Source organism: Synechococcus sp. R5-12 (genome assembly GCF_047502655.1).
Lineage (GTDB): Bacteria > Cyanobacteriota > Cyanobacteriia > Thermostichales > Thermostichaceae > Thermostichus.
The window spans coordinates 1-19,895 of sequence record NZ_JANSIM010000009.1; the positions used below are offsets into that span (position 1 = coordinate 1).

At 55.9% G+C, this 19,895-nt stretch carries 18 protein-coding genes; 10 read left to right on the forward strand and 8 right to left on the reverse strand.

Annotated elements, in window-relative coordinates:
* Positions 1 to 162: 162 nt before the first annotated feature.
* The gene (locus NW843_RS00660; RefSeq protein ID WP_414521812.1) at positions 163 to 2,091 is read right to left on the reverse strand and encodes a S9 family peptidase; all 1,929 of its coding nucleotides are present in this window, start codon (positions 2,089 to 2,091) and stop codon (positions 163 to 165) included.
* A 396-nt stretch (positions 2,092 to 2,487) separates the two neighbouring features.
* Between NW843_RS00660 and urtA the strand changes: the two genes are divergently transcribed.
* The 6 genes from urtA to mnmH all read left to right on the forward strand — a co-directional run bounded on the left by urtA (position 2,488) and on the right by mnmH (position 9,272).
* Positions 2,488 to 3,762, forward strand: coding sequence for an urea ABC transporter substrate-binding protein (urtA, locus tag NW843_RS00665; RefSeq protein WP_414521813.1), 1,275 nt, complete (start codon positions 2,488 to 2,490; stop codon positions 3,760 to 3,762).
* Between the two features lie 110 nt (positions 3,763 to 3,872).
* On the forward strand, positions 3,873 to 5,030 hold the full coding sequence (urtB, locus tag NW843_RS00670) for an urea ABC transporter permease subunit UrtB (protein WP_414521814.1): 1,158 nt from the start codon (positions 3,873 to 3,875) through the stop codon (positions 5,028 to 5,030).
* 3 nt (positions 5,031 to 5,033) lie between these two features.
* Positions 5,034 to 6,242 (forward strand): urea ABC transporter permease subunit UrtC, encoded by a 1,209-nt coding sequence (gene urtC / locus NW843_RS00675; protein ID WP_011430742.1) that lies wholly within the window; start codon positions 5,034 to 5,036, stop codon positions 6,240 to 6,242.
* A 170-nt stretch (positions 6,243 to 6,412) separates the two neighbouring features.
* The gene (gene urtD, locus NW843_RS00680) at positions 6,413 to 7,180 is read left to right on the forward strand and encodes an urea ABC transporter ATP-binding protein UrtD (protein ID WP_414374659.1); all 768 of its coding nucleotides are present in this window, start codon (positions 6,413 to 6,415) and stop codon (positions 7,178 to 7,180) included.
* 34 nt (positions 7,181 to 7,214) lie between these two features.
* The gene (urtE, locus tag NW843_RS00685; RefSeq protein WP_011433598.1) at positions 7,215 to 7,979 is read left to right on the forward strand and encodes an urea ABC transporter ATP-binding subunit UrtE; all 765 of its coding nucleotides are present in this window, start codon (positions 7,215 to 7,217) and stop codon (positions 7,977 to 7,979) included.
* Positions 7,980 to 8,198: 219 nt separating this feature from the next.
* Positions 8,199 to 9,272 (forward strand): tRNA 2-selenouridine(34) synthase MnmH, encoded by a 1,074-nt coding sequence (gene mnmH / locus NW843_RS00690; protein WP_414521815.1) that lies wholly within the window; start codon positions 8,199 to 8,201, stop codon positions 9,270 to 9,272.
* Here mnmH and NW843_RS00695 read toward each other — a convergent pair.
* The 3 genes from NW843_RS00695 to NW843_RS00705 all read right to left on the reverse strand — a co-directional run bounded on the left by NW843_RS00695 (position 9,265) and on the right by NW843_RS00705 (position 12,301).
* A complete protein-coding gene (locus NW843_RS00695) occupies positions 9,265 to 10,068 on the reverse strand; it encodes a M55 family metallopeptidase (RefSeq protein WP_414521816.1) in 804 nt (267 codons plus the stop codon). The two genes, mnmH and NW843_RS00695, sit on opposite strands and share 8 nt — an antisense overlap.
* A gap of 192 nt (positions 10,069 to 10,260) precedes the next feature.
* The gene (locus NW843_RS00700) at positions 10,261 to 11,295 is read right to left on the reverse strand and encodes an adenosine deaminase (RefSeq protein WP_414408842.1); all 1,035 of its coding nucleotides are present in this window, start codon (positions 11,293 to 11,295) and stop codon (positions 10,261 to 10,263) included.
* Positions 11,296 to 11,422: 127 nt separating this feature from the next.
* Positions 11,423 to 12,301 carry an isoaspartyl peptidase/L-asparaginase gene (locus NW843_RS00705; protein WP_414521817.1) on the reverse strand — a complete coding sequence of 293 codons (879 nt, stop codon included), beginning with the start codon at positions 12,299 to 12,301 and terminating at the stop codon, positions 11,423 to 11,425.
* Between the two features lie 235 nt (positions 12,302 to 12,536).
* Between NW843_RS00705 and NW843_RS00710 the strand changes: the two genes are divergently transcribed.
* A complete protein-coding gene (locus NW843_RS00710) occupies positions 12,537 to 14,141 on the forward strand; it encodes an NAD(P)H-quinone oxidoreductase subunit 4 (RefSeq protein WP_414357523.1) in 1,605 nt (534 codons plus the stop codon).
* 51 nt (positions 14,142 to 14,192) lie between these two features.
* On the opposite strand, the gene NW843_RS00715 is transcribed toward NW843_RS00710, so the two are convergent.
* Together NW843_RS00715 and NW843_RS00720 are read right to left on the reverse strand one after the other, a co-directional pair.
* Positions 14,193 to 14,789 carry a Uma2 family endonuclease gene (locus NW843_RS00715; RefSeq protein WP_414521818.1) on the reverse strand — a complete coding sequence of 199 codons (597 nt, stop codon included), beginning with the start codon at positions 14,787 to 14,789 and terminating at the stop codon, positions 14,193 to 14,195.
* A gap of 65 nt (positions 14,790 to 14,854) precedes the next feature.
* Positions 14,855 to 15,601: a rhomboid family intramembrane serine protease gene (locus tag NW843_RS00720; protein ID WP_414521819.1), complete on the reverse strand. Its 747-nt coding sequence runs from the start codon at positions 15,599 to 15,601 to the stop codon at positions 14,855 to 14,857.
* A gap of 207 nt (positions 15,602 to 15,808) precedes the next feature.
* Between NW843_RS00720 and NW843_RS00725 the strand changes: the two genes are divergently transcribed.
* Positions 15,809 to 16,483: a response regulator transcription factor gene (locus NW843_RS00725; RefSeq protein WP_414342386.1), complete on the forward strand. Its 675-nt coding sequence runs from the start codon at positions 15,809 to 15,811 to the stop codon at positions 16,481 to 16,483.
* An 85-nt stretch (positions 16,484 to 16,568) separates the two neighbouring features.
* Positions 16,569 to 17,516 (forward strand): hypothetical protein, encoded by a 948-nt coding sequence (locus NW843_RS00730; RefSeq protein WP_414521820.1) that lies wholly within the window; start codon positions 16,569 to 16,571, stop codon positions 17,514 to 17,516.
* 172 nt (positions 17,517 to 17,688) lie between these two features.
* On the opposite strand, the gene psb35 is transcribed toward NW843_RS00730, so the two are convergent.
* Positions 17,689 to 17,997, reverse strand: a complete 309-nt coding sequence (psb35, locus tag NW843_RS00735; protein WP_414331646.1) for a photosystem II assembly protein Psb35 — start codon at positions 17,995 to 17,997, stop codon at positions 17,689 to 17,691.
* Between the two features lie 147 nt (positions 17,998 to 18,144).
* Complete coding sequence (locus NW843_RS00740) at positions 18,145 to 18,363, reverse strand: hypothetical protein (RefSeq protein ID WP_011433585.1); 219 nt, start codon at positions 18,361 to 18,363, stop codon at positions 18,145 to 18,147.
* A 184-nt stretch (positions 18,364 to 18,547) separates the two neighbouring features.
* On the opposite strand from NW843_RS00740, the gene NW843_RS00745 reads away from it, so the two are divergent.
* Positions 18,548 to 19,825: a cysteine desulfurase gene (locus NW843_RS00745; RefSeq protein ID WP_414331647.1), complete on the forward strand. Its 1,278-nt coding sequence runs from the start codon at positions 18,548 to 18,550 to the stop codon at positions 19,823 to 19,825.
* The last annotated feature ends 70 nt before the right edge of the window (positions 19,826 to 19,895 follow it).

A 19,895-nucleotide genomic window follows, 5' to 3' on the forward strand; every position in this document is an offset into this window, starting at 1 on the left:
TTCAGTATAGTTGAGCTTATTATTGACTAGAGTCATGCTCCATCCGGGTTGGCTGGTAAGTCCATCATAGAGGGGCTGCTCTGTCGCGACAGCGTTGTGGAGCAACAATGGGCCATAGATGGGACGGGATCCCTTTCTATTCGACCCATTGAGCAGTCATCATCAGATGTCCAAGTTCTCGATCCGAACCGGCTCAAGAGGTTCTGCCAGCGGAAACCCCAACACCTGGGCATAAAAGTAAAGCTCTGCCTCCAAAGCCCTTTTGATGTTGGCCGCCTGGCGAAAGCCGTGTTGCTCTCCCTCGAAGGGCACATAGGCCACTGGGATCCCTTTGGCCCGTAGGGCTGCCACCATCCTCTCCGCCTGATTGGGGGGCACGATGGCGTCTTCCAAGCCTTGAAAGAAGATAACCGGACAATTGAGGCCCTCCAGGTGATGAATGGGGGAACGCTCCCGGTAGAGATCCCGCCGCTCTGGGTAGGGGCCAATGAGGCTGTCCAAGTAGCGAGACTCGAACTTGTGGGTCTCCTGGGCCAGGGCTTCTAGATCGCTCACCCCGTAGTAGCTGGCACCTGCTCGGAAGACGGCATGGAAGGTCAAGGCCGCCAACGTGGTATAGCCGCCAGCGCTGCCCCCTTGAATGAGCAGCCGTTCCCCATCCACCTTGCCCTGTTCTGCCAAAAATTGGGATCCGGCGATGCAATCTTCCACATCTACCAGGCCCCACCGGCCTTTGAGAGCATCCCGATAGGCCCGTCCGTAGCCGCTGCTGCCCCGGTAGTTCACATCCAAAACGGCAATCCCCCGACTGGTCCAGTATTGGATCCCCAGGTTGAGCACCGCTGCCGTCGCTCCGGTGGGCCCGCCGTGGCTTTTCACCAGCAGGGGTGGCTTTTCGCCAGCAGGGGCAACAAAGTCTCGGTTTTTGGGGGGATAGAAGAAGGCGTAGGCCACTGCCTTGCCGCCACCGGTGGGAAAAACAATGGGCTCTGGGATCGACAGATAGTCGGGATCCACCGCCACGCTGCTGGAACGGGCCACCACCTCCACTTGGCTGGAGGGTAAGTCTAGGCAGACCAAGGCAGTGGCTTCCGTCGGGGATCCGGCCAGGAAAGCGGCTTTTTCCCCACTTACCTGCAAACCGCTGATCTGGGTGTAGGGCAAGGGGATCCCTGCCAACTGTCCTGAATGGGGATCCAGATAAGCCAGATGAGACAGCCCGTCTTGTTCATAACAGGCCAGGATGCGCCCATCGCCACAGAAGCCGTAGGTGCTCAGGCCAAACACCCACTGCGGCTCTCCAAACTCCGCTTCCATAGGGCAGAGGGGAATGGGGCCCTGGGGATCCCAGCGATAGAGGTTCCACCAGCCGCTGCAATCGGAAACAAAGTAGAGATCCCCTTGCGGTGACCACTGGGGCTGGAAGATCGACTCGGCAGGGCCACCGGCCAGCTTTTGAGGTTCTCCCAAGCTGCCGTCAGGGTTCACCTCAGACCGCCACAGCTCTGTGCCGTCCCAGGGCATTTGGGGGTGATCCCAGGTCAGCCATACCAAGGTCTGGCCGTCTGGACTGAGGCGCGGGCTGGCGTAGAAGTCGTGCCCAGAAGCCAAAATCTGCTGGGATCCACTTGCTAAGTCAATCAAGACAAGGCTGTTTTCCGGCTCTCCCTGGCGGCTGTGATCCTCCCGCACACAGAGGATGCGTCCACGCGCCCGATCCACCACCCCGTCGGCGTAGCGATAGGGGCCTGCTTCTGTCAGGGGCTGGGGATCTGAACCCGGCAGCAGGCGGTAGAGCCGTTGGTCAGCGAAGTTGCAAAAATACACTACCCCTGCCGACACCCAATAAGCTCCACCCCCATACTCATGCACCCGTGTCCGCACATTGAAAGGTGCCGGTGTCAGCTCCACCAGGATCCCGTCGGCAGAGCGCCGCATCAACACATTGCGCCCTTTTTCTTGCGGGCGGCCCTCCGTCCAGTAGAGATCCCCCTGATCCCAAACCATCTGTCCCAAGCGCAGGGATCCCGTCACCACCAGGTCAGCGGTAATCGGGGATCGCCAAGATCCATAGCCAGCCTGTTGCACCATAAGCTGTTAACTCTCAACTAATTCTCGACCCCAGAACCCCTATTATGCCGGCAGCAAGGGATCCCTGCCTTTGCCTACAGCCTGTGGGGAAAGGGAGCCGAGAACAGGCTCGGATTCTGGGAAAAGGTATCCCGCGATACAATTCTCTCCGGGCTGAATGGGTTTGATGGAACACGTTAAGGCAACAGGGACGCACGACGCTTTCTCGACTGCAGGATTAGCCTTTCCCCTGTTGACGTTGGGAAGGCATTCGGTGAAAGCCTCAGCTGAGCGCAGTTGGGCAGGTTCAACACATGGGCGAGGTGATGAGCTAGGTGCTTCCCCCCGTTGGCCGGGCTGCTGCAACAACTGGACTTCTTAATACCCTTTGCACTCACTTCGTTTCGGAGATCACCGATGGCTCAATCTTTTAATCGTCGTCAAGTGCTGAAAATGGGCGCTCTGGCCGGAGCCGGGGCGGCCCTGGGGCCGCAGATCTGGGTGAAGCGGTCTGTGCCCGCCTACGCCCAGGGAGAGACCATTCGCGTTGGCATTTTGCACTCCCTCAGCGGCACCATGGCCATTTCAGAAACCAGCGTGGTGGATGCCGAAAAGCTGGCTATCAAAGAGATCAATGCCGCCGGTGGGGTTTTGGGCAAGCAGATCGAGCCGATTATCGAGGATGGGGCTTCCGATTGGCCAACCTTTGCCGAGAAAGCCACCAAATTGATCGATGTGGACAAGGTGGCAACGGTATTCGGCTGCTGGACTTCGGCCAGTCGCAAAGCCGTGTTGCCGGTGTTTGAATCCAAGCAGCACCTGCTCTGGTATCCCGTGCAGTACGAAGGACAAGAGTGCTCCAAAAACATCTTCTACACCGGCGCTGCCCCCAACCAGCAGATCGAGCCTTCCGTGGAATGGCTGCTCAACAATAAAGGTAAAGAGTTCTTCCTGGTGGGATCCGACTACGTGTTCCCCCGCACGGCCAACACCATCATCAAGGCCCAGTTGGAAGCCCTGGGGGGCAAAGTGGTGGGTGAAGACTATCTGCCTTTGGGCAGCACAGAAGTTACCCCCATCATCAGCAAGATCCGGGCCGCTCTTCCCAATGGCGGTGTGATCTACAACAGCTTGAACGGCGACAGCAACGTGGCCTTTTTCAAACAACTGGAAGGGGCAGGGCTGGGGCCAGATCGCTATCCTTCCATGTCCGTCAGCATTGCCGAAGAAGAGGTACAGGCCATCGGCCCCGAATTCTTGGAAGGGCACTTCGCCGCCTGGAACTACTTTATGACGGTGGATACGCCTGCCAACAAGAAGTTTGTGGAAGCTTTCAAGGCAGAATACGGCCAAAACCGCGTCACCAACGACCCGATGGAAGCCGCCTACATCATGGTTTACATCTGGAAGCAGGCAGTGGAAAAAGCGGGAACAGTGGAAATCGACGCCGTGCGGCAGGCAGCCTATGGCCAGACCTTTGATGCCCCAGAAGGCTTGGTAACCATGAACACCAATCACCACCTGACCAAGTATGTGCGGATCGGCCAGGTGCGCTCTGACGGTTTGTTTGATGTCATCTTTTCTACGGATGCCGTGGAACCACAGCCCTGGAACCAGTTTGTGGCAGAGACCAAGGGCTTTGCCTGCGATTGGTCGGATCCGGCTAAAGGCGGTCGCTTCAAAGTCAGCTAGCCCTGCTGGTGGCTGTGGGCGGGATCCCTTGCCGTTTGGATAGGGTCTGGGATCCCGCCTAGATGCTCGGTTAGCCTCCCTAGTTTAGTTGGAAGGAGGATCCCCTGCCCATGACCTTGCTCCTGGACAGCTTGTTCAACGGCATTAGCATTGGCACCGTCTTGCTAATAGCCGCCTTGGGCTTGGCCATTGTTTTCGGCCTCATGGGGGTCATCAACATGGCCCATGGGGAGCTGATGATGTTGGGGGCCTACACCACCTTCGTCGTGCAAAATGCCTTTCGTCCCCTAGGGGATCCCTGGCGGGATCTGTACATCTTTCCAGCTTTGGTAGCTGCCTTTGCCGTCACTGCTCTGGTAGGGCTGGCCTTGGAGCGGGGGGTGATCCGCTTTTTGTATGGCCGACCCTTGGAGACCCTTTTGGCCACCTGGGGCGTGAGCCTGATCCTGCAGCAGTTTGTGCGCAGCGTCAATTGGGTGCTGGCTTTCCGCTTGGGGGCCTTCGCGGTGCTCTTTTTCGGCGGCTGGTGGCTTTTGTCCAGGCGGGCGGATTGGCCGCGTCTCAAGGGGTGGACGCTGGCGCTGCTGTTGGTGCTCTCCACGGCCATTGCAGCGGTGGGGGGGCGGGTGCTGGCGCAAACCTATGCTTTGGCGGTTACCCAGCCTTGGTTCGGCGCCCAGAACAAAGACGTGACGGCTCCCCGGTGGCTGGGGGGTGGGATCCCGGTGGGCAGCCTGTTTTTGCCCAATACCCGCCTGTTTATCATCGCCCTCACTGTCTTCTGCATCCTAGGGCTGTACTTCTTCTTGCAGCGCACCCGCTGGGGGCTGCGCATCCGGGCGGTTACCCAGAATCGGGCCATGAGTGCCTGTGTAGGGATCCCCACGCAAAAGGTGGATGCCCTTACCTTTGCCATCGGTTCGGGTCTGGCGGGAGTAGCCGGCGTGGCGGTCAGCCTGCTGGGATCCGTGGGGCCGAACACCGGCCAGAACTACATCGTGGATACCTTTATGGTGGTCGTCGTGGGGGGTGTTGGTAAGCTCTTAGGCAGTATTGTGGCGGCGCTTGGGATCGGGATTGCCAACTTTGTCATCGGCTCAGGGACGCTGGCTTTGATCTTTTCCAACGTGCCCATCCTGACCGATACCCTCAACTTTTTTGCCACCACGAGCATGGCCAAGGTAATGGTCTTTGCTTTGATCGTGGCCTTTTTGCAGGTGCGACCTCGGGGCCTTTTCCCCGAAAAAGGTCGTATGGTGGATGCCTAGGGAATGATCTCGCTTGGCGAAAACTCTAGGACCAGACTCTCCATCTTCTACTCCCTCACAAAGCCCATGAAACTGGTTCATTCCCCCCGTGCTGATCATGAAGTGGCTGCTCCCGCCGCGGGTGGGGATCCCAATTCTTCTCGCAAGCTTCTGTGGGAGGCCGGGATCCTCATCGTTTTGGTGCTGGCCTTGATCTTTGTGGCCCCAACTGTGCTGTCTGGCTTTCGGCTCAACTTGTTGGGGCGGTTTCTGGCCCTCAGCATTGTAGCTTTGGGAATCGACCTCATCTGGGGCTATACCGGCATGCTCAGTCTGGGGCATGGGGTGTTCTTTGCTTTGGGGGGCTACGCTCTGGGGATGCACCTGAAATTGCAATTGCCGGAAGGTCAGATACCGGAGTTTTTCAGCCTCTACGGGGTAACGGAATTGCCCTGGTTTTGGTATCCCTTTTATTCGTTTCCGTTTACGGCTGTTGCTGTGGTCTTGATCCCGGCTTTGGTGGCGGCAGCCCTGGGGTATTTGGTGGTGAGAAATCGCATCCGAGGGGTTTATTTTTCCATTTTAACTCAGGCCACCACGATCATTTTCTTTAACTTCTTCAACGGCCAACAGCGCTTAATTAATGGCACCAACGGCCTGACCAACTTCCAGACTTTGTTTGGCCTGGATGTCAACTCGTCCGAGATGCGCTTCGCTGTCTATGTCACTACAGTTCTGGCGGTGGTTTTGGCTTACCTTCTCTGTCGTTGGCTGACCAGCGGCCTATTCGGTCGGATCCTGGTAGCCATTCGAGATGACGAGCCGCGGGTTCGTTTTTCCGGCTACGATCCCACCGGCTTTAAAGTGCTGGTGTTTGCCGTGTCTGCTGCCCTGGCGGGTGTTGCCGGAGCTTTGTTTACCTTGCAAACTGGGATCATCTCTCCCAATGCGATGGCCGTTCCCTTTTCCATTGAGATGGTAATCTGGGTGGCGGTGGGCGGTCGGGCCAGTTTGGTGGGGGCGGTGCTGGGGGCTCTGTTGGTTAACTTTGCCAAGAGCTTGCTGAGCGAAAATTTTCCGGAGATTTGGCTGTTTTTCCAGGGGGGATTGTTCCTGCTGGTGGTGCTGGTGTTGCCGGATGGACTGGTGGGTTGGGTGCGCACCCAAGGCAGGCAACTTTGGGTCACCGTTCAGCTTTGGCGCAGGCGTTTGGCAAATACTTCTCCAGCCTAAATCTGGCTTTCTCTTGAGGATGTCAGTTATGTGCAAGATATAAGTTTAAGGTAAGAGGATCCCATGGGTGAGCCAGCGATGCCAAGTTTCCTCTCCTATTTGATGGGTTTATTTGATGGGTTGAGAATCCGGTTTGACCTTTGGCCTTTCCGTTCTTGGATGTGATCCCCATGCTTACTGCAGCTCCCACCGCCACCCGACAAATTTTACAAACTCAGGATCTCACCGTCAGCTTTGATGGCTTCAAGGCTTTGGACAGGCTGAACTTCTCTCTGGAGGAAGGGGAGCTGCGGGTGGTCATCGGCCCCAATGGGGCGGGTAAGACTACGTTTCTCGATGTGCTGACGGGCAAGGTTAAGCCTACTCGAGGCCGGGTGCTGTTTAAAGGAAAAGATCTGACCAAGCTCAAGGAACATGAGATCTCGATTTTGGGTGTTGGGCGCAAGTTTCAGACGCCGCGGGTCTATCAAAACTTGAGCGTGCGAGAAAACTTGGAGCTATCCCTCAACCCTGACAAAAGGGTTTTTTCCACCCTACTTGGCAAAAAGCATCTGCGACAAGAAACGGATGCTCTTTTGGAAACCATTGGCCTCAGCCGTAAGGATCGGGTTCCGGCAGGGCTGCTTTCCCACGGAGAAAAGCAATGGCTGGAGATCGGCATGGTGATTGCTCAAGATCCGGATTTGCTGCTGCTGGATGAATGCGTGGCCGGGATGACGGACAAAGAAACAGAAGCTACAGGAGAGTTAATTCAATCCTTAGCCCAAAGCCACACCATTTTGGTGATCGAACATGACATGGTGTTTGTCCGGCAAATTGCCCGCAAGGTTACCGTTTTACACCAAGGCTCGGTGCTGTGCGAAGGTACCTTTGAGGATGTGAAAAACGACCCGCGAGTGATTGAGGTCTATCTCGGATCCCACAAGGGGAAAAACTAAGCAAAGAGGCTATAGTTCTGTATCTAATCGACTCATGCGCAGGCCTATGAATACGGAAAACGCGACCGCAACACAAAACTTATCCCGAGATGGATCCGGGCCTCTCCTGGAGGTCTCCAACTTGAGGGTTTACTATGGTCAGAGTTTAATTGTGAAGGATCTCTCTTTTAAGATCTTTCCCGGCCAAGCGGTTTGCCTTCTGGGCCGCAATGGTATGGGCAAAACCACCACACTTAAAGCCCTGATGGGACTTCTGAAAGACTGCACAGGCAAAATTGCTTTTGAGGGCCGTCCTATCAACCATTACCCTCCCAATTGGCGAGCCCGCGCCGGTATTGGCTATGTACCCCAAGGTCGAGAGATATTTCCCCGCCTAACGGTTGAGGAAAACCTGCTGGTGGGGCTAGAAGCGGCACCGGACAGAGAACGGATCATACCTGAGTTTGTCTATGACCTATTCCCAATTCTGCGTTCTTTTCTTAAACGGCTGGGTGGGGATTTGAGCGGTGGGCAGCAGCAGCAACTGGCCATCGCCAGAGCTTTGGTGGCAGAGCCCAAACTTTTGCTCCTGGATGAGCCTACAGAAGGGATCCAACCCTCCATCATCATCGAGATTGAAGAAGCCATCACCCGTATTCAAAAGGAGCGGGGCGTTTCGGTGTTGCTGGTGGAGCAGTATTTTGAGTTTGCCCAAAGCCTAGCCGATTATTTTTATCTCATGGAAAATGGATCCCTTATCATGGAGGGGCCGACTGACCAAATGGACGAAGAAAAAGTCCGAGCTCACCTTTCTATCTGAGGTGGCACCTGGAGAGCCTGAAAACCTCTATAACTTTTTTGAGAGCGGCAAATGGCATCCTGCATGTTCCAGAGACCTTGCCTAAACTTCTGGAAAAGCGAGAAGTCCACCTGCGAGGGGATAGGCTAGGGTTAGCCCTGGGCTTCCTTGAGCAGCAGCGTTGGCTAAGCTAGAAACTGTTCAAGATTGCGCTAGCTTGCCATTTCTATCCGCAGGTTTGTGTCTCCTCCGATTCACTTCACTGCAGAGCCCTGGCTGCACACCTACAGCGAAATTATCGATGTGCGCTCTCCGGCAGAGTTCGCAGAGGATCATTGGCCGGGAGCCATCAACTTGCCTGTACTCTACGATACAGAACGGGCGGAGGTGGGCACGCTCTACAAGCAGGTGGATCCCTTTACAGCCCGCAAACGAGGGGCAAGCTTGGTGGCCCAGAACATCAGTCGCCACTTGCAAACCCATTTTGCCGATAAAGATCGCGATTACCGGCCCCTAATCTACTGCTGGCGGGGAGGGCAGCGCTCTGCCAGCTTGGCATTGGTGTTGTCCCAGGTGGGCTGGCAGGTTACGGTTTTGCAAGGTGGCTACAAAACCTACCGGGCCTGGGTGCGCCGACAGCTGCAGATCTTGCCCCAGGAATTTACCTACCGAGTGCTCTGCGGACCAACAGGGAGCGGCAAAACCCAGTTGCTTCACCATCTGCGCCAACAGGGATCCCAAGTTCTCGATCTGGAAAAGCTGGCCTGTCACCGGGGATCCCTCCTGGGGGCCGAGTGGGGGGTGCCACAGCCCAGTCAGAAGAGCTTTGAAAGTCAACTGGTGCAGGTTTTTCTCCAGTGGGATCCCGCCAAGCCAGTCTGGGTGGAGGCTGAGAGTGCCAAAGTGGGCCAGCTCCATCTGCCGCCTGCCCTTTGGAAAGCCCTTACCCAAGCCGACTGTGTCGAAGTGCAGTTGCCTCTAGAGGAGCGGGTGAAGGGGTTAATCGCCCACTATCCCCACTGGATTGCTCACCCCCAAGCGCTGAAGGAAAAATTGCTGCCTCTGAAGTCCCGTCTTGGCCAGGGCCGCTTGCAGCGTTGGTTTGAGCTGATCGACGCCCAAGACTGGCCGCAGTTTGTGCAGGAGTTGCTGCAGCAGCACTACGACCCCACCTATCGACACGGGCTGCAGCAAAACTTCAATCGCCTTCGGGCCCGGATTGAGCTGTCTGACCTTTCCGAGACCAGCCTCAGGGAAGCTGCTGCTCGCCTCATCCAGATGCCGCTTGGATCCCCATCGGTCGCGGCTAGGTGAGCACAATAAACTCCAAAGCCCGCAACACCTCAAACCAGTCGGAAACTTCCAGCCGAACCGTGGAATCGGCAACCCACCGGCAGCCGGGATAAAAAGACTTGCGGTAGGCCCGAGCGGGATCCTTGTAGTCCACTTCCAATTGAAAGTGATCCGGCAGTGGGCGAGGCCGGTAGGCCGGCAGCCGCCTCAGGGATCCCTCTACACCTTGGCGGATGGCCTGTAGAACCTGCTGCGGATGTGGCGCAATGACCGACTGGCCTATCCCTTTGTGGGTGACCACCGTCTCGATGTGGGCGTCATAAGCTTTCGCTGCGGCACACACCTCCGCATCTCCGGCTACAAACACAACCGGGACTCCCTCATAGGCAGCCGTGAGGCTGACCAGGTGAAACTCGGCGATGGCCTGGCCGTTCAGCCGGATTTGGCTAACTTCGGTGGTGTAGGTGTGGGCGAGGGGGTTGGCAGCAGAACCGGCGCGGGCATGATAGCCGATCAAGATCAGGGCATTGTAACTGCGATCCAGCTCTTGCACCATACAGTAGGGGTGGCCGCTCCAACCGCGGATGAGTTGCACCGGCTCCGGCAACCGCTCGGGGATGAGGTTCCGCCCTGAGTCATGGGCATCTTTGACCGTGATCTGCGTGGCTCCGGCAGCCAGGGATCCCTCACAAGCCGCGATCACTGCTCGGGTCATCTGCTCTCGGAATGCCTCGTAGCCCGGCTGGCCGATGGTGGCCTCATCCCAATGGCTGATGCCGGCGATCCCTTCAATATCGGCACTGATATAGACCTTCATGCTTGGCTCAGTAGACTCAGCATTGGATTCTGTTGGGCTTCATCCACCCTCGGATGCCCCTCAGCATCGCTCTGGGCAAGGGATCCAAGCGGTTATTTCCCTTGCGAAAGCTGCCCCTGTCTCTGTTACGGATCCCTTCCCTATTCTCAAGAAGCTCGGATGAAGAATAAAGACTCCGTCCCGCTGAGGGGATCAGAGAGCCACCAAAGAAGCAGATACCCCCTGCTGTAACTCCGACAACAATGAGGCCGGACGCCCCTTATAGGGCCAGGCAAAAGCGTGACGAAAAGCTGCTTCCTGGCAGTGTTTGAGCTGCTCGAAATCGATGATGTCGTGGGTCAGCAGGTTCTCGTACTCAAACGGCAGGCGTACATTGTGCAAGCCGGCGTTGTCGGTGCAGATGGCAATATCCACCCCCGCGTCAAAGCAGCGGTCAAACACAACCTTGAGGGGCTCCAAACTGGGCAGAGTTCCCGTTTTTAGATAGGTGGTGGGACAAACTTCTAGGCATTGTCCTCGCCGTGCCAGCTCCGGCAGCAATTCTGGATAGTGGAGGGGGATCTGAATGCCGTGGCCGATCCGCGAGACATAGGGCAGCAACTGTGGGTAGCAGCCATCCAAAGTTTCGTACAGGTGGGCAGTGGTTTTCAGGCCGCGGGCCAGCGCATACTTGAACAGCTCAATCCACTCGTCCATCCGTTCGCCGTAGGGCTTGTCTCCCCCGGCCAGGTCGATGGCACACACATACTCCGACTCAGCGGCAGCTTCCACCATGGCCCGGTTGATGTGGCTGGGCAGGCGTGAATGCAAACAGACGATCTGGGTGGTGACGATGGGATACTCCCGCTGCTGGCTGGCCTGCCCCACCGTCTCGATTACCTGGCGCATCTGCTTGAGGCGCTCCCCCTCATCCAGGCTGGGATCCGTGCGCAGGTAGGGAGTGTAGCGAATCTCCAGGTAGGCCAGATCCTCAAAGACGTAGGCTCCCCGCAGCAGGCGGTAGATAAAATAGGGCAGGGTTTCCAGGGTCTGCACCTGTTCCACCAGCGTGTGCAGCTCCAGGTAATCCTCGAGGGTGTTGCGCGGGCGGGTGTAGAACTCCTCAAACTCGGCATAGGTGGGAAAGCGCTCTGCCAAAGGGGATCCCTGGCGGTGAAAATAGCGCCACAGAATTCGGGGGACAACCGAACCGCCCAAATGACGGTGCAACTCCGCGTGAAGTGCCATAAACGCTCTACAGTGGCCCGCCAGGGGGCAGACTTGGTTTGTTTAAGTACTATTTCTACTCTTATCCTACTCTTATCCAACCGCCTCAGGCTTGTCCAGGTCTAATCCCGCAAGCCCGGCTAGAAGTTTAGATCGTCAAGCCGATCCCCTGCCCATCGTGATAGGCGGCCAGCAGTAGGTCGGTGGTGGTATCCCAAGCAATCTCGCCCGAGCGCGATAGAGCAATGGCCCCAAAGGAGCGGCGACGTTGGCGGGCCTCTTGAAAAGACTTGGCCATGGCAGCCTTCAGGCTGAGGCCATCTTCCACTCGAATCACAATCCGCGCCGCCAAGCTCTCATCCAAAATATCTTCCCCGACACCAGTACAACTGACCCCCGCCGCCGCACTGGCATAGGTTCCCGCTGGAGTGGCCGAATCGCTTACTCGCCCCACCCGTTCAAACCCCCGCCCGCCGGTGGAGGTGCCGGCACAGATTTGCCCCTGTTGATCCAGGGCCACCGCCCCCACCGTGCCCATGGCCAGAGCAGTGAGAACCCTAGTTGGGGGATGGGTTTGGCGCAACTGCACCCACTCTTGAACCCGCTTGAGAGTGGCCGGATCATAAACCGGCAACTGCAGTTCCCGCGCCAGCTCTGCTGCCCCTTGTTCGGCCACCACGCGATCCGGGCTTGATTGCAGAGCCTGGGCCATGAGGATGGGATGCTGAACTCGGCTGACGTTGATCACCCCGCTAAAAGACTGGGTGGCCCCGTTCATGAGAGCGGCGCTCATGCGGATTTGCCCATCCGATTGCAAGACCGACCCCGTCCCGGCATTGTAGAGCGGATCATCCTCCAGCAACTGGCAGGCATGCATCACCGCCGCCTCGGCACTCTGCCCGGCCAACAGCAGCTCGTAGGTGCTCTCCACCACCTGCCGCAGGGATCCCCTCACTTTTTCCAGGCTGCTTTCCCCTTCCAGGGCGCTGCCGGCTCCGCCGTGGATGATCAGTTTGGGCTGAGGCATGATGGGATCGGTTACCTTGTGAGAACAGTGGAAGACTATATTTTGATTTTCGGGTACAACATCCACCCATGCATCTGCTCCATCCCAGGGATCCCAACGCAAAGGGAGAGGGAGCCTTAAGATAATCCTGTAGATTTGCTAAGCATAGATACTCAAGGGCGATTCTGGTAAAGGGCTGTCGGATTGCAGCCGGCAGGGATCCCCCTGATGGTATGGCACAAGCGAGGTTACATCCATGGCGCTGCCCAGCTTGCACGAGTTTCCTTGGCTGACCACGGTCATCGCTTACCCTGTGTTGGCCGCCCTATTTATTCCCCTGATCCCAGCACCGGCTGGGGATCCCAGTACCCGCGCCTACGCACAAAAGTTGGCCGAGCGGATCCGCTGGTTTGCTTTGTTCATTGCGGTCACGGATCTGCTGATTCTGCTGGCCGGCTTCTATGTCGGCTACGATCCCGGCCAGACAGGTTTGCAACTGCTGGAGCGCTACACCTGGGTACCCCAAGTGGGCTTGAGTTGGTCGGTGGGGGCTGATGGCCTCTCCATGCCCCTGATCCTGCTCACGGCGTTTATCACTACCCTAGCCATCTTGGCCGCTTGGCCGGTCACCCTCAAACCTCGCCTCTTCTACTTTTTGATGCTGGCCATGTATGGCGGGCAGATCGGGGTGTTTGCCGTGCAGGACATGTTGCTGTTTTTCCTGATGTGGGAATTGGAGCTGATCCCGGTGTACTTGCTCCTCTCCATTTGGGGGGGATACAACCGCCTGTATGCGGCCACCAAGTTCATCCTCTACACGGCTCTCAGCTCCCTGTTTATCCTGGTGGCAGGTCTGGCCATGGCCTTCTACGGGGATCCCATCAGCTTTGACATGACGGATCTGGCCCACAAGACCTATCCGCTCACCTTCCAACTGCTGATGTACGGGGCCTTTCTGATTGCCTATGGGGTGAAGCTGCCCATTTTCCCCTTGCACACCTGGCTGCCCGATGCCCACGGCGAGGCCACCGCGCCGGTTCACATGTTGCTGGCCGGGATCCTGCTCAAGATGGGGGGCTATGCCCTGATGCGCATGAATGCGGGCATGCTGCCGGATGCCCATCTTTACTTTGCGCCGGTGCTGATCGTGTTGGGGGTGGTGAACATCATCTTTGCCGCCCTCACCTCTTTTGCCCAGCGCAACCTGAAACGGAAGATCGCCTATTCTTCCATCAGCCACATGGGCTTCGTGCTCATCGGTATCGGATCCCTGACAGAGATCGGCATGAGCGGCGCCATGCTGCAGATGATCTCTCACGGGCTGATCGGGGCCAGCCTGTTCTTCTTGGTGGGGGCCACCTACGACCGCACCCATACGCTGGAGCTGGAGGAAATGGGCGGCGTTGGCCTGAAGATGCCCAAGATCTTCTCCATGTTCACCGCCTGCTCCCTGGCTTCGCTAGCCCTACCCGGCATGAGCGGCTTTGTGGCCGAGATCATGGTGTTTATCGGCATGGCCACCACCGATGCCTACTCTCTCCCCTTCCGGTTGGTGGTGGTTTTCCTGGCAGCAGTTGGGGTGATCCTGACCCCCATCTACCTGCTGTCGATGTTGCGGCAGATTTTCTTTGGCCCAGAGAACAAAGAGCTGACCGAACACGAAGAATTGGTAGATGCTGAGCCACGCGAGGTGTTCATCATTGCCTGCCTGTTGATCCCCATCATTGGCATTGGGCTCTACCCCAAGCTGGTGACCAGCCTCTACGACCAATCCACCAACGCCTTGGTGGCGCTGCTGCGGCAGGAGCTGCCTCAAACTGGTGAGACGGTTGCCCAAGCTCCTGCCCTCTACAACAACTGAATGTTGAATTTGAATTGAGAATTGAGGGATGCAAGGAGATCCACTCTTTTTCTATCCCGCATTGGACTTGTGGCTCTCGCCAGCTTGAACTTGCATCCAGCCAAACAAAGTTGCAATTGTCAGTTGGATCCCTTGGGCAAACGCAGGAGTGGGGACCACCTCTTGGGGATCCTCATGCACCGTCGGCTGCTGCCCGGCAGGGTAGGCGAAAACAACCCTTTCTTCGGGATCCACCACCCACCCCATTTGGCAGCCGTGGGCCAAACCGATCAGGATTTTTTTGACCAGCTTCATTGGATTTTGATCGGGAGAGAGAATCTCGATCATCCAATCAGGGCAAAAGGGGATGAGATTTTGAATGGTGCCATCTTCATCTACAGGGATCCGATCCCAGGCGATTACAGAAATATCCGGTACAATCGCGTATCCGGCGAAGGTGCAGCGCAGCTCTGGAAATGCCATTCCCAGTTGAGAAGGCTCCAACATCTCGTTAATGAAGCTACCCAGTTTTAGTTGGAGACGGCTATGTTTTCCCTGTGGCATGGGCTTCTGGATAATTTCTCCTTTGATGAACTCGCTGGCGGGCTGAGTTTCCGGCTGTTGTAGAAAGTCTTCCAGAGTTAGAGGCTTGGCAGATAGACTGACCATGGCTTTCTCCCATCACGCTGCTATCCGATTAACAATAGACTGAGAAAGTATCAAAGCTGATCAAATCAAAACAGATCCCTGTCACGTTGTTGCCAAGTCATTTGGCGGTCATAAGGGCTTTTGCCGGAAAACAACCCCATCAGCGGCCCCAAAATGGCCCCAAACACAAAACCGCCCGCATGGGCCCAATAGGCAATCCCCCCACCCTGCATACCGATGTTGGTAGGCGTCTGTAGGCTGGCAATGCCGTAGAAGGCTTGCTGGATGAACCAAAAGCCCAGGAACACCCAAGCCGGAACGTAGAGGGTTGTGATGAAAATACCCAAGGGCACCAGGGTCAGAATCTCGGCCCGTGGAAAACGCAAAATATAGGCTCCCAATACGCCAGCAATAGCGCCGCTTGCCCCCAGTGAAGGAATGGGGGATCCCATGTCGAAAAACCACTGCGTTAATGCAGCCAAAGCTCCACAAGTCAGGTAGAAGATGAGGTAACGCACATGGCCCAAGCGATCCTCAACGTTGTTGCCGAAAACCCACAAAAAGAGCATGTTCCCGCCAATGTGGAGAAAGCCCCCATGCAGAAATTGTGAGGTGAATAGGGTTATCCATTCCGGACGCGACGAAGAGGTGATCTCCCCTCGAAAACTGGCCGTCAACTCTATCGGTACCACTGCCCACTCCCGGAAAAAAGCTGCCAGCTCTTGTGGCGACAGGGTTAGCTGGTACAGAAAAATTAAGATGTTAACGATCACCAGGGCATAAGTGACATAGGCTGTGCGGGTGGTTGGGTTGCGATCTTGCAGGGGTACCACAGTTCAGATCCGGTTGACGTCACCCTCTAGCCTAACCTGTCCTTTCCCACCCCCCCAGGCTCACCTCTAAGCCCCTACCTGAGGCTACACTGGGGTAGTCGGCTGGGAGCTATGCTTGCAGACGGATCCCTTGCCGACGAACGCATCTCGGCCAAGCTCGCTCGGCAGAGAATGGACTACAAGATAAGGATTTAGAGGAGTGGATTGATGCCCGAGGTTGAAAGCGCCACTGCCCCGCTCAAGTTTTTGATCGTCGAAGATCATCCAGAGGTGGCCCAGAACAACTGTGAGTGGCTGCAACGGATTGCAGCCGATGCTCAGTGCATTACGGTCACCAACCCTATGGACGCCATCCTGCGCCTGCAGCGGGAACAACCAGACTTGGTTGTAGCCGATCTGCTCTATGGTCAAACCAGCGGAGAGCAGTCTGCCGAGCCTGGCCTAGAGTTCCTGCGCCATATCTTTGAGAACTACCCCACCTTGAATGTGATGGCCTATTCCAGCGAGCCGCTGCTGCTCACTCCATTGGTGGGCCTGATCAGCAAACACCAGGGTGGGTTTGCCGCGGTCAACAAAATGGAACGGCGCACCGTGTTTTTGGAGGGGGCCAAAAGTGCCCTCAATGGAGAATTGCGCATGCCGCGGGAGTTGCGCGGTCTTACGAAGCTGACGGAACGAGAAATTGAGGTCTTGAATTTGCTCTGCAAAGAAGCCCTCACCGACCAAGCCATTGCCGATCGCATTCACACCAGCAAGAAGACCGTACAAAACTGTATCCAAAGGCTCAAAGAAAAGCTAGATATTTTCGGCTCTGAGGATGAGATCAACGCCCGCGTTGCCATGTGTATGACAGCCGTTCAGAAAAAGATTATCCAGTGGTGAAACAGAATAGATTATGAGTTTGTCTCTAAACACTACTTTGGCATAGATTGCCAATGGAGCTTATCCAAGAAGTGAGGGGGGATAAGTGATGTTATTAGAGGCCGAGACAAAGCTGGTACGGGATAAGTCACTGGGATACCTCGTAACAACAGAAGAAACGCCAATCGAGAAATGGAGCCCTTTTACTTTGCTGATGCGTGTTGTGTCGGTATCTTTATCTACATTGCTACTTATTGGACTTCCTATCTTCGCAGTTCTATCGGCAATACTTTCTGCCTTAGGGACATGGATCCCTAGCACTTTGGCCAGTGGCATACCTCCTATTGCTATGGCTTTTTCTGGATTGTTGGGTGGTTTATCGATGCTTCTTTGGTACTATTGGTACTCAAATCAACCCTATAAATCTAGGGTTGTTATTTTGAGCAATGGCTTCATTTATCATGACATCTATCGTGACATCCTAGGAAAGCAGAACAGACTTGCCTATAGGTATAACGAAATTGTCTCAGTGAACGTGGACTTCAGAAAGAAGAGTGTCGGTTTTGTCAAATCAGAATGCTACCCATACTACAGCTACTACATCAATTGCCAAGGAAATCCTGTCGTATCTATATCTTCCCCGTCTTTGCCTTTGATGAGGTATGTAGCCAGCTACATTTGCTCCACGCGCTGGAAAGGCATGAGAGAAGCAATTGAGCGTGGACAAGAGGTTTCATTTGGATGCGTTGCCATAAGTAGGGAGTACGTTAGAGTCGAGGATTTCGGTTCTTCAGAGCGATTGTTATTTAGGATCCAGGCTATCAAAGAGATTAAGCTGTGCATTGATAGTGAGGATGGTTACGTATTCCGCCTGGAGTTTATCTCAGGGTCTAGGTCAACAAAGAGCTCTGATTGTTACTTCCGCTGTGACAAGGTAGATAACTTCCATCTATTTTTCAAGACACTCAAGCTTGTGGGTATCCCTATGAACCTTTCTGAGCTTCCAGCACGTCTCACCTTTGAGAATCATATTAGACAGGCAACAGATGGCTAGACACCAACCGAATGGAGGAGGCACCGATCTTTGAGTACAGCCTTTCCAGGAGATAAGCGAGGTAGTACTGCACGGCAAAGACAAAGAGCACGCATGAGGAAAAAGCAGGCTTCCATAGCTTCCGCCTTTATTTCCTCGAGACGACTGGGCGCCGGACAGCTTTCAACTTGGATCAGTGGATCCCCAGTGCAGAGGCAAACACACTGTGGCCCACAATGGCCTCTACCACAACACTTATGGCAAACCCCAACATGGCCAGCCGTCCGTTCCATCGCTCCGCCTTCTCCGTCCAGCCAATCTCCCACTCCGGCGGGGTATCGCCGTCTTGACCGTACTGCGGCACGTACCGCGGGCGACCGGCGCCTTCCCAGCCAGCAGGGCGCTTGGAGTTGAAGAAAGCCATCGAGCCAATCACAACAGCGGCCACCAGCCCGGCCACCATGACGGCAATGTAGGGGAGGAAGGGATTGTCAAGCATCATCGGACTGTCGAGATAGGGATAGATAGGGATTGAAGGGTGAAAAAGCTCCCAAAAAGGGTAGAGCTGTAACATCTCAAAGCCGAAGAGAAAGTCTGTGAGATGTCCAATGTGGCTCTACCGAAAAGTTCTTCGACAAATTATTGCAGGTTATTGCAGACCTAGCCACTGGGCGAGAGTGCTGGCAAAAACACTGTGGCCCAGCACCGCTTCTGTAGCAATGCTGATCACCAAGCCCAACATGGCCAAGCGTCCATTCCAACGCTCCGCTTGCTCTGTCCAGCCTGGGATCCAGTCGTTGGTGGTGTCGTAGTACTGGGCAACAGAAGCGGAGTCCAGACGAGAAGGGATCCTGGGAGAAGATTGCATTGTCAATACCTCATATCGATTGCTGTAACTAATCTTAACATCAGGTTACATTTTGTGACAAGTTTCGCTTTCAGGTCAGGGAGGAAGGGATCCCTGGATGCTGGAAGGGATTGGGCGGATGGGTTTGCCGAAGGCTGGCCGGAAGCGATGTCATACTGAGGGAAGCAGGCTTTTTGCGCGGACCATGGCGGTATCCCCCCTTTCTTCTCTCAAGCTTGACCATTCTTTCGATCTGGCTGCCCAGGTGCGGTCAGATTTTCCGATTTTGCAGCGCCAGGTCAACGGCCACCCGCTAATCTACTTTGACAATGCCGCCACTTCTCAAAAGCCACTGGCGGTTATGCAGGCGATGGATCATTACTATCGACACTGCAACGCCAACGTGCATCGTGGGGTCCATACGCTGAGCAACGAAGCCACAGATGCCTATGAGGGGGCGCGGGAAAAGATCGCTCGGTTTGTGAACGCGCCTTCTCCTCAGGAGATCATCTACACCCGCAATGCCAGCGAAGCCATCAATCTGGTGGCCTACAGTTGGGGCTTGAGCCATCTGGAGCGGGGGGATGAGATCGTCCTCTCGGTGATGGAGCACCACAGCAACCTAATCCCGTGGCAATGGGTGGCCCAGAAGACGGGAGCCCACCTCAAGTTCATCCAGATCACGCCAGAGGGAGAGTTGGATCTGGAGCACTACCAATCTTTGCTCAGCGACCGCACCCGCTTGGTGGCGGTAACCCAGGTCTCCAACATGCTGGGATCCATCAACCCCGTTCAGGAGATTACTGAACTGGCCCATCGTTACGGAGCCAAGGTTTTGCTGGATGCCTGCCAGAGCGTGCCCCACATGCCTGTGGATGTCCAGGCGCTGGATTGCGATTGGTTGGCCTTTTCGGGGCACAAGATGTGTGGCCCAACGGGGATTGGCGTCCTCTACGGCAGGCGGGAGCTGCTGCGAGCGATGCCTCCCTTTTTGGGCGGGGGAGAGATGATCGCCGATGTGTACTGGGATCACGCCACCTATGCGGATATCCCCCACAAATTTGAGGCTGGTACGCCGGCGATTGCCCAGGCGGTGGGGCTGGGGGCAGCCGTAGATTACTTGAGCCAGATCGGTCTGGAGCGGGTTCATGCCCATGAACAAAGGTTGATTACCCACCTGTTGGACGGGATCCAGCACATAGCGGGTATTACGGTTTATGGCCCCAAGGATCCGGCGCGACGGGCAGGGCTGGTTAGCTTTTCGGTGGAGGCTGTCCATCCCCATGACCTGTCTACTTTGCTGGATGAGCAAGGCATTGCCGTTCGAGCGGGGCACCACTGCACTCAACCCCTCCATCGCTATTTGGGAGTACAATCCACTGCCCGAGCCAGTGTTTACCTGTACAACACGTTGGCGGAGGTGGATCGCTTTTTAGACGTGTTGGCAGAAGCGGTGGAGTTCTTCGGCGCTGCCCTAAGCTAGGGATCCGGGATAGACCTCTGAAGAGATGAGCATGCCTCTAACCCCCAAAACCCTGAACTTTGCTGAATTT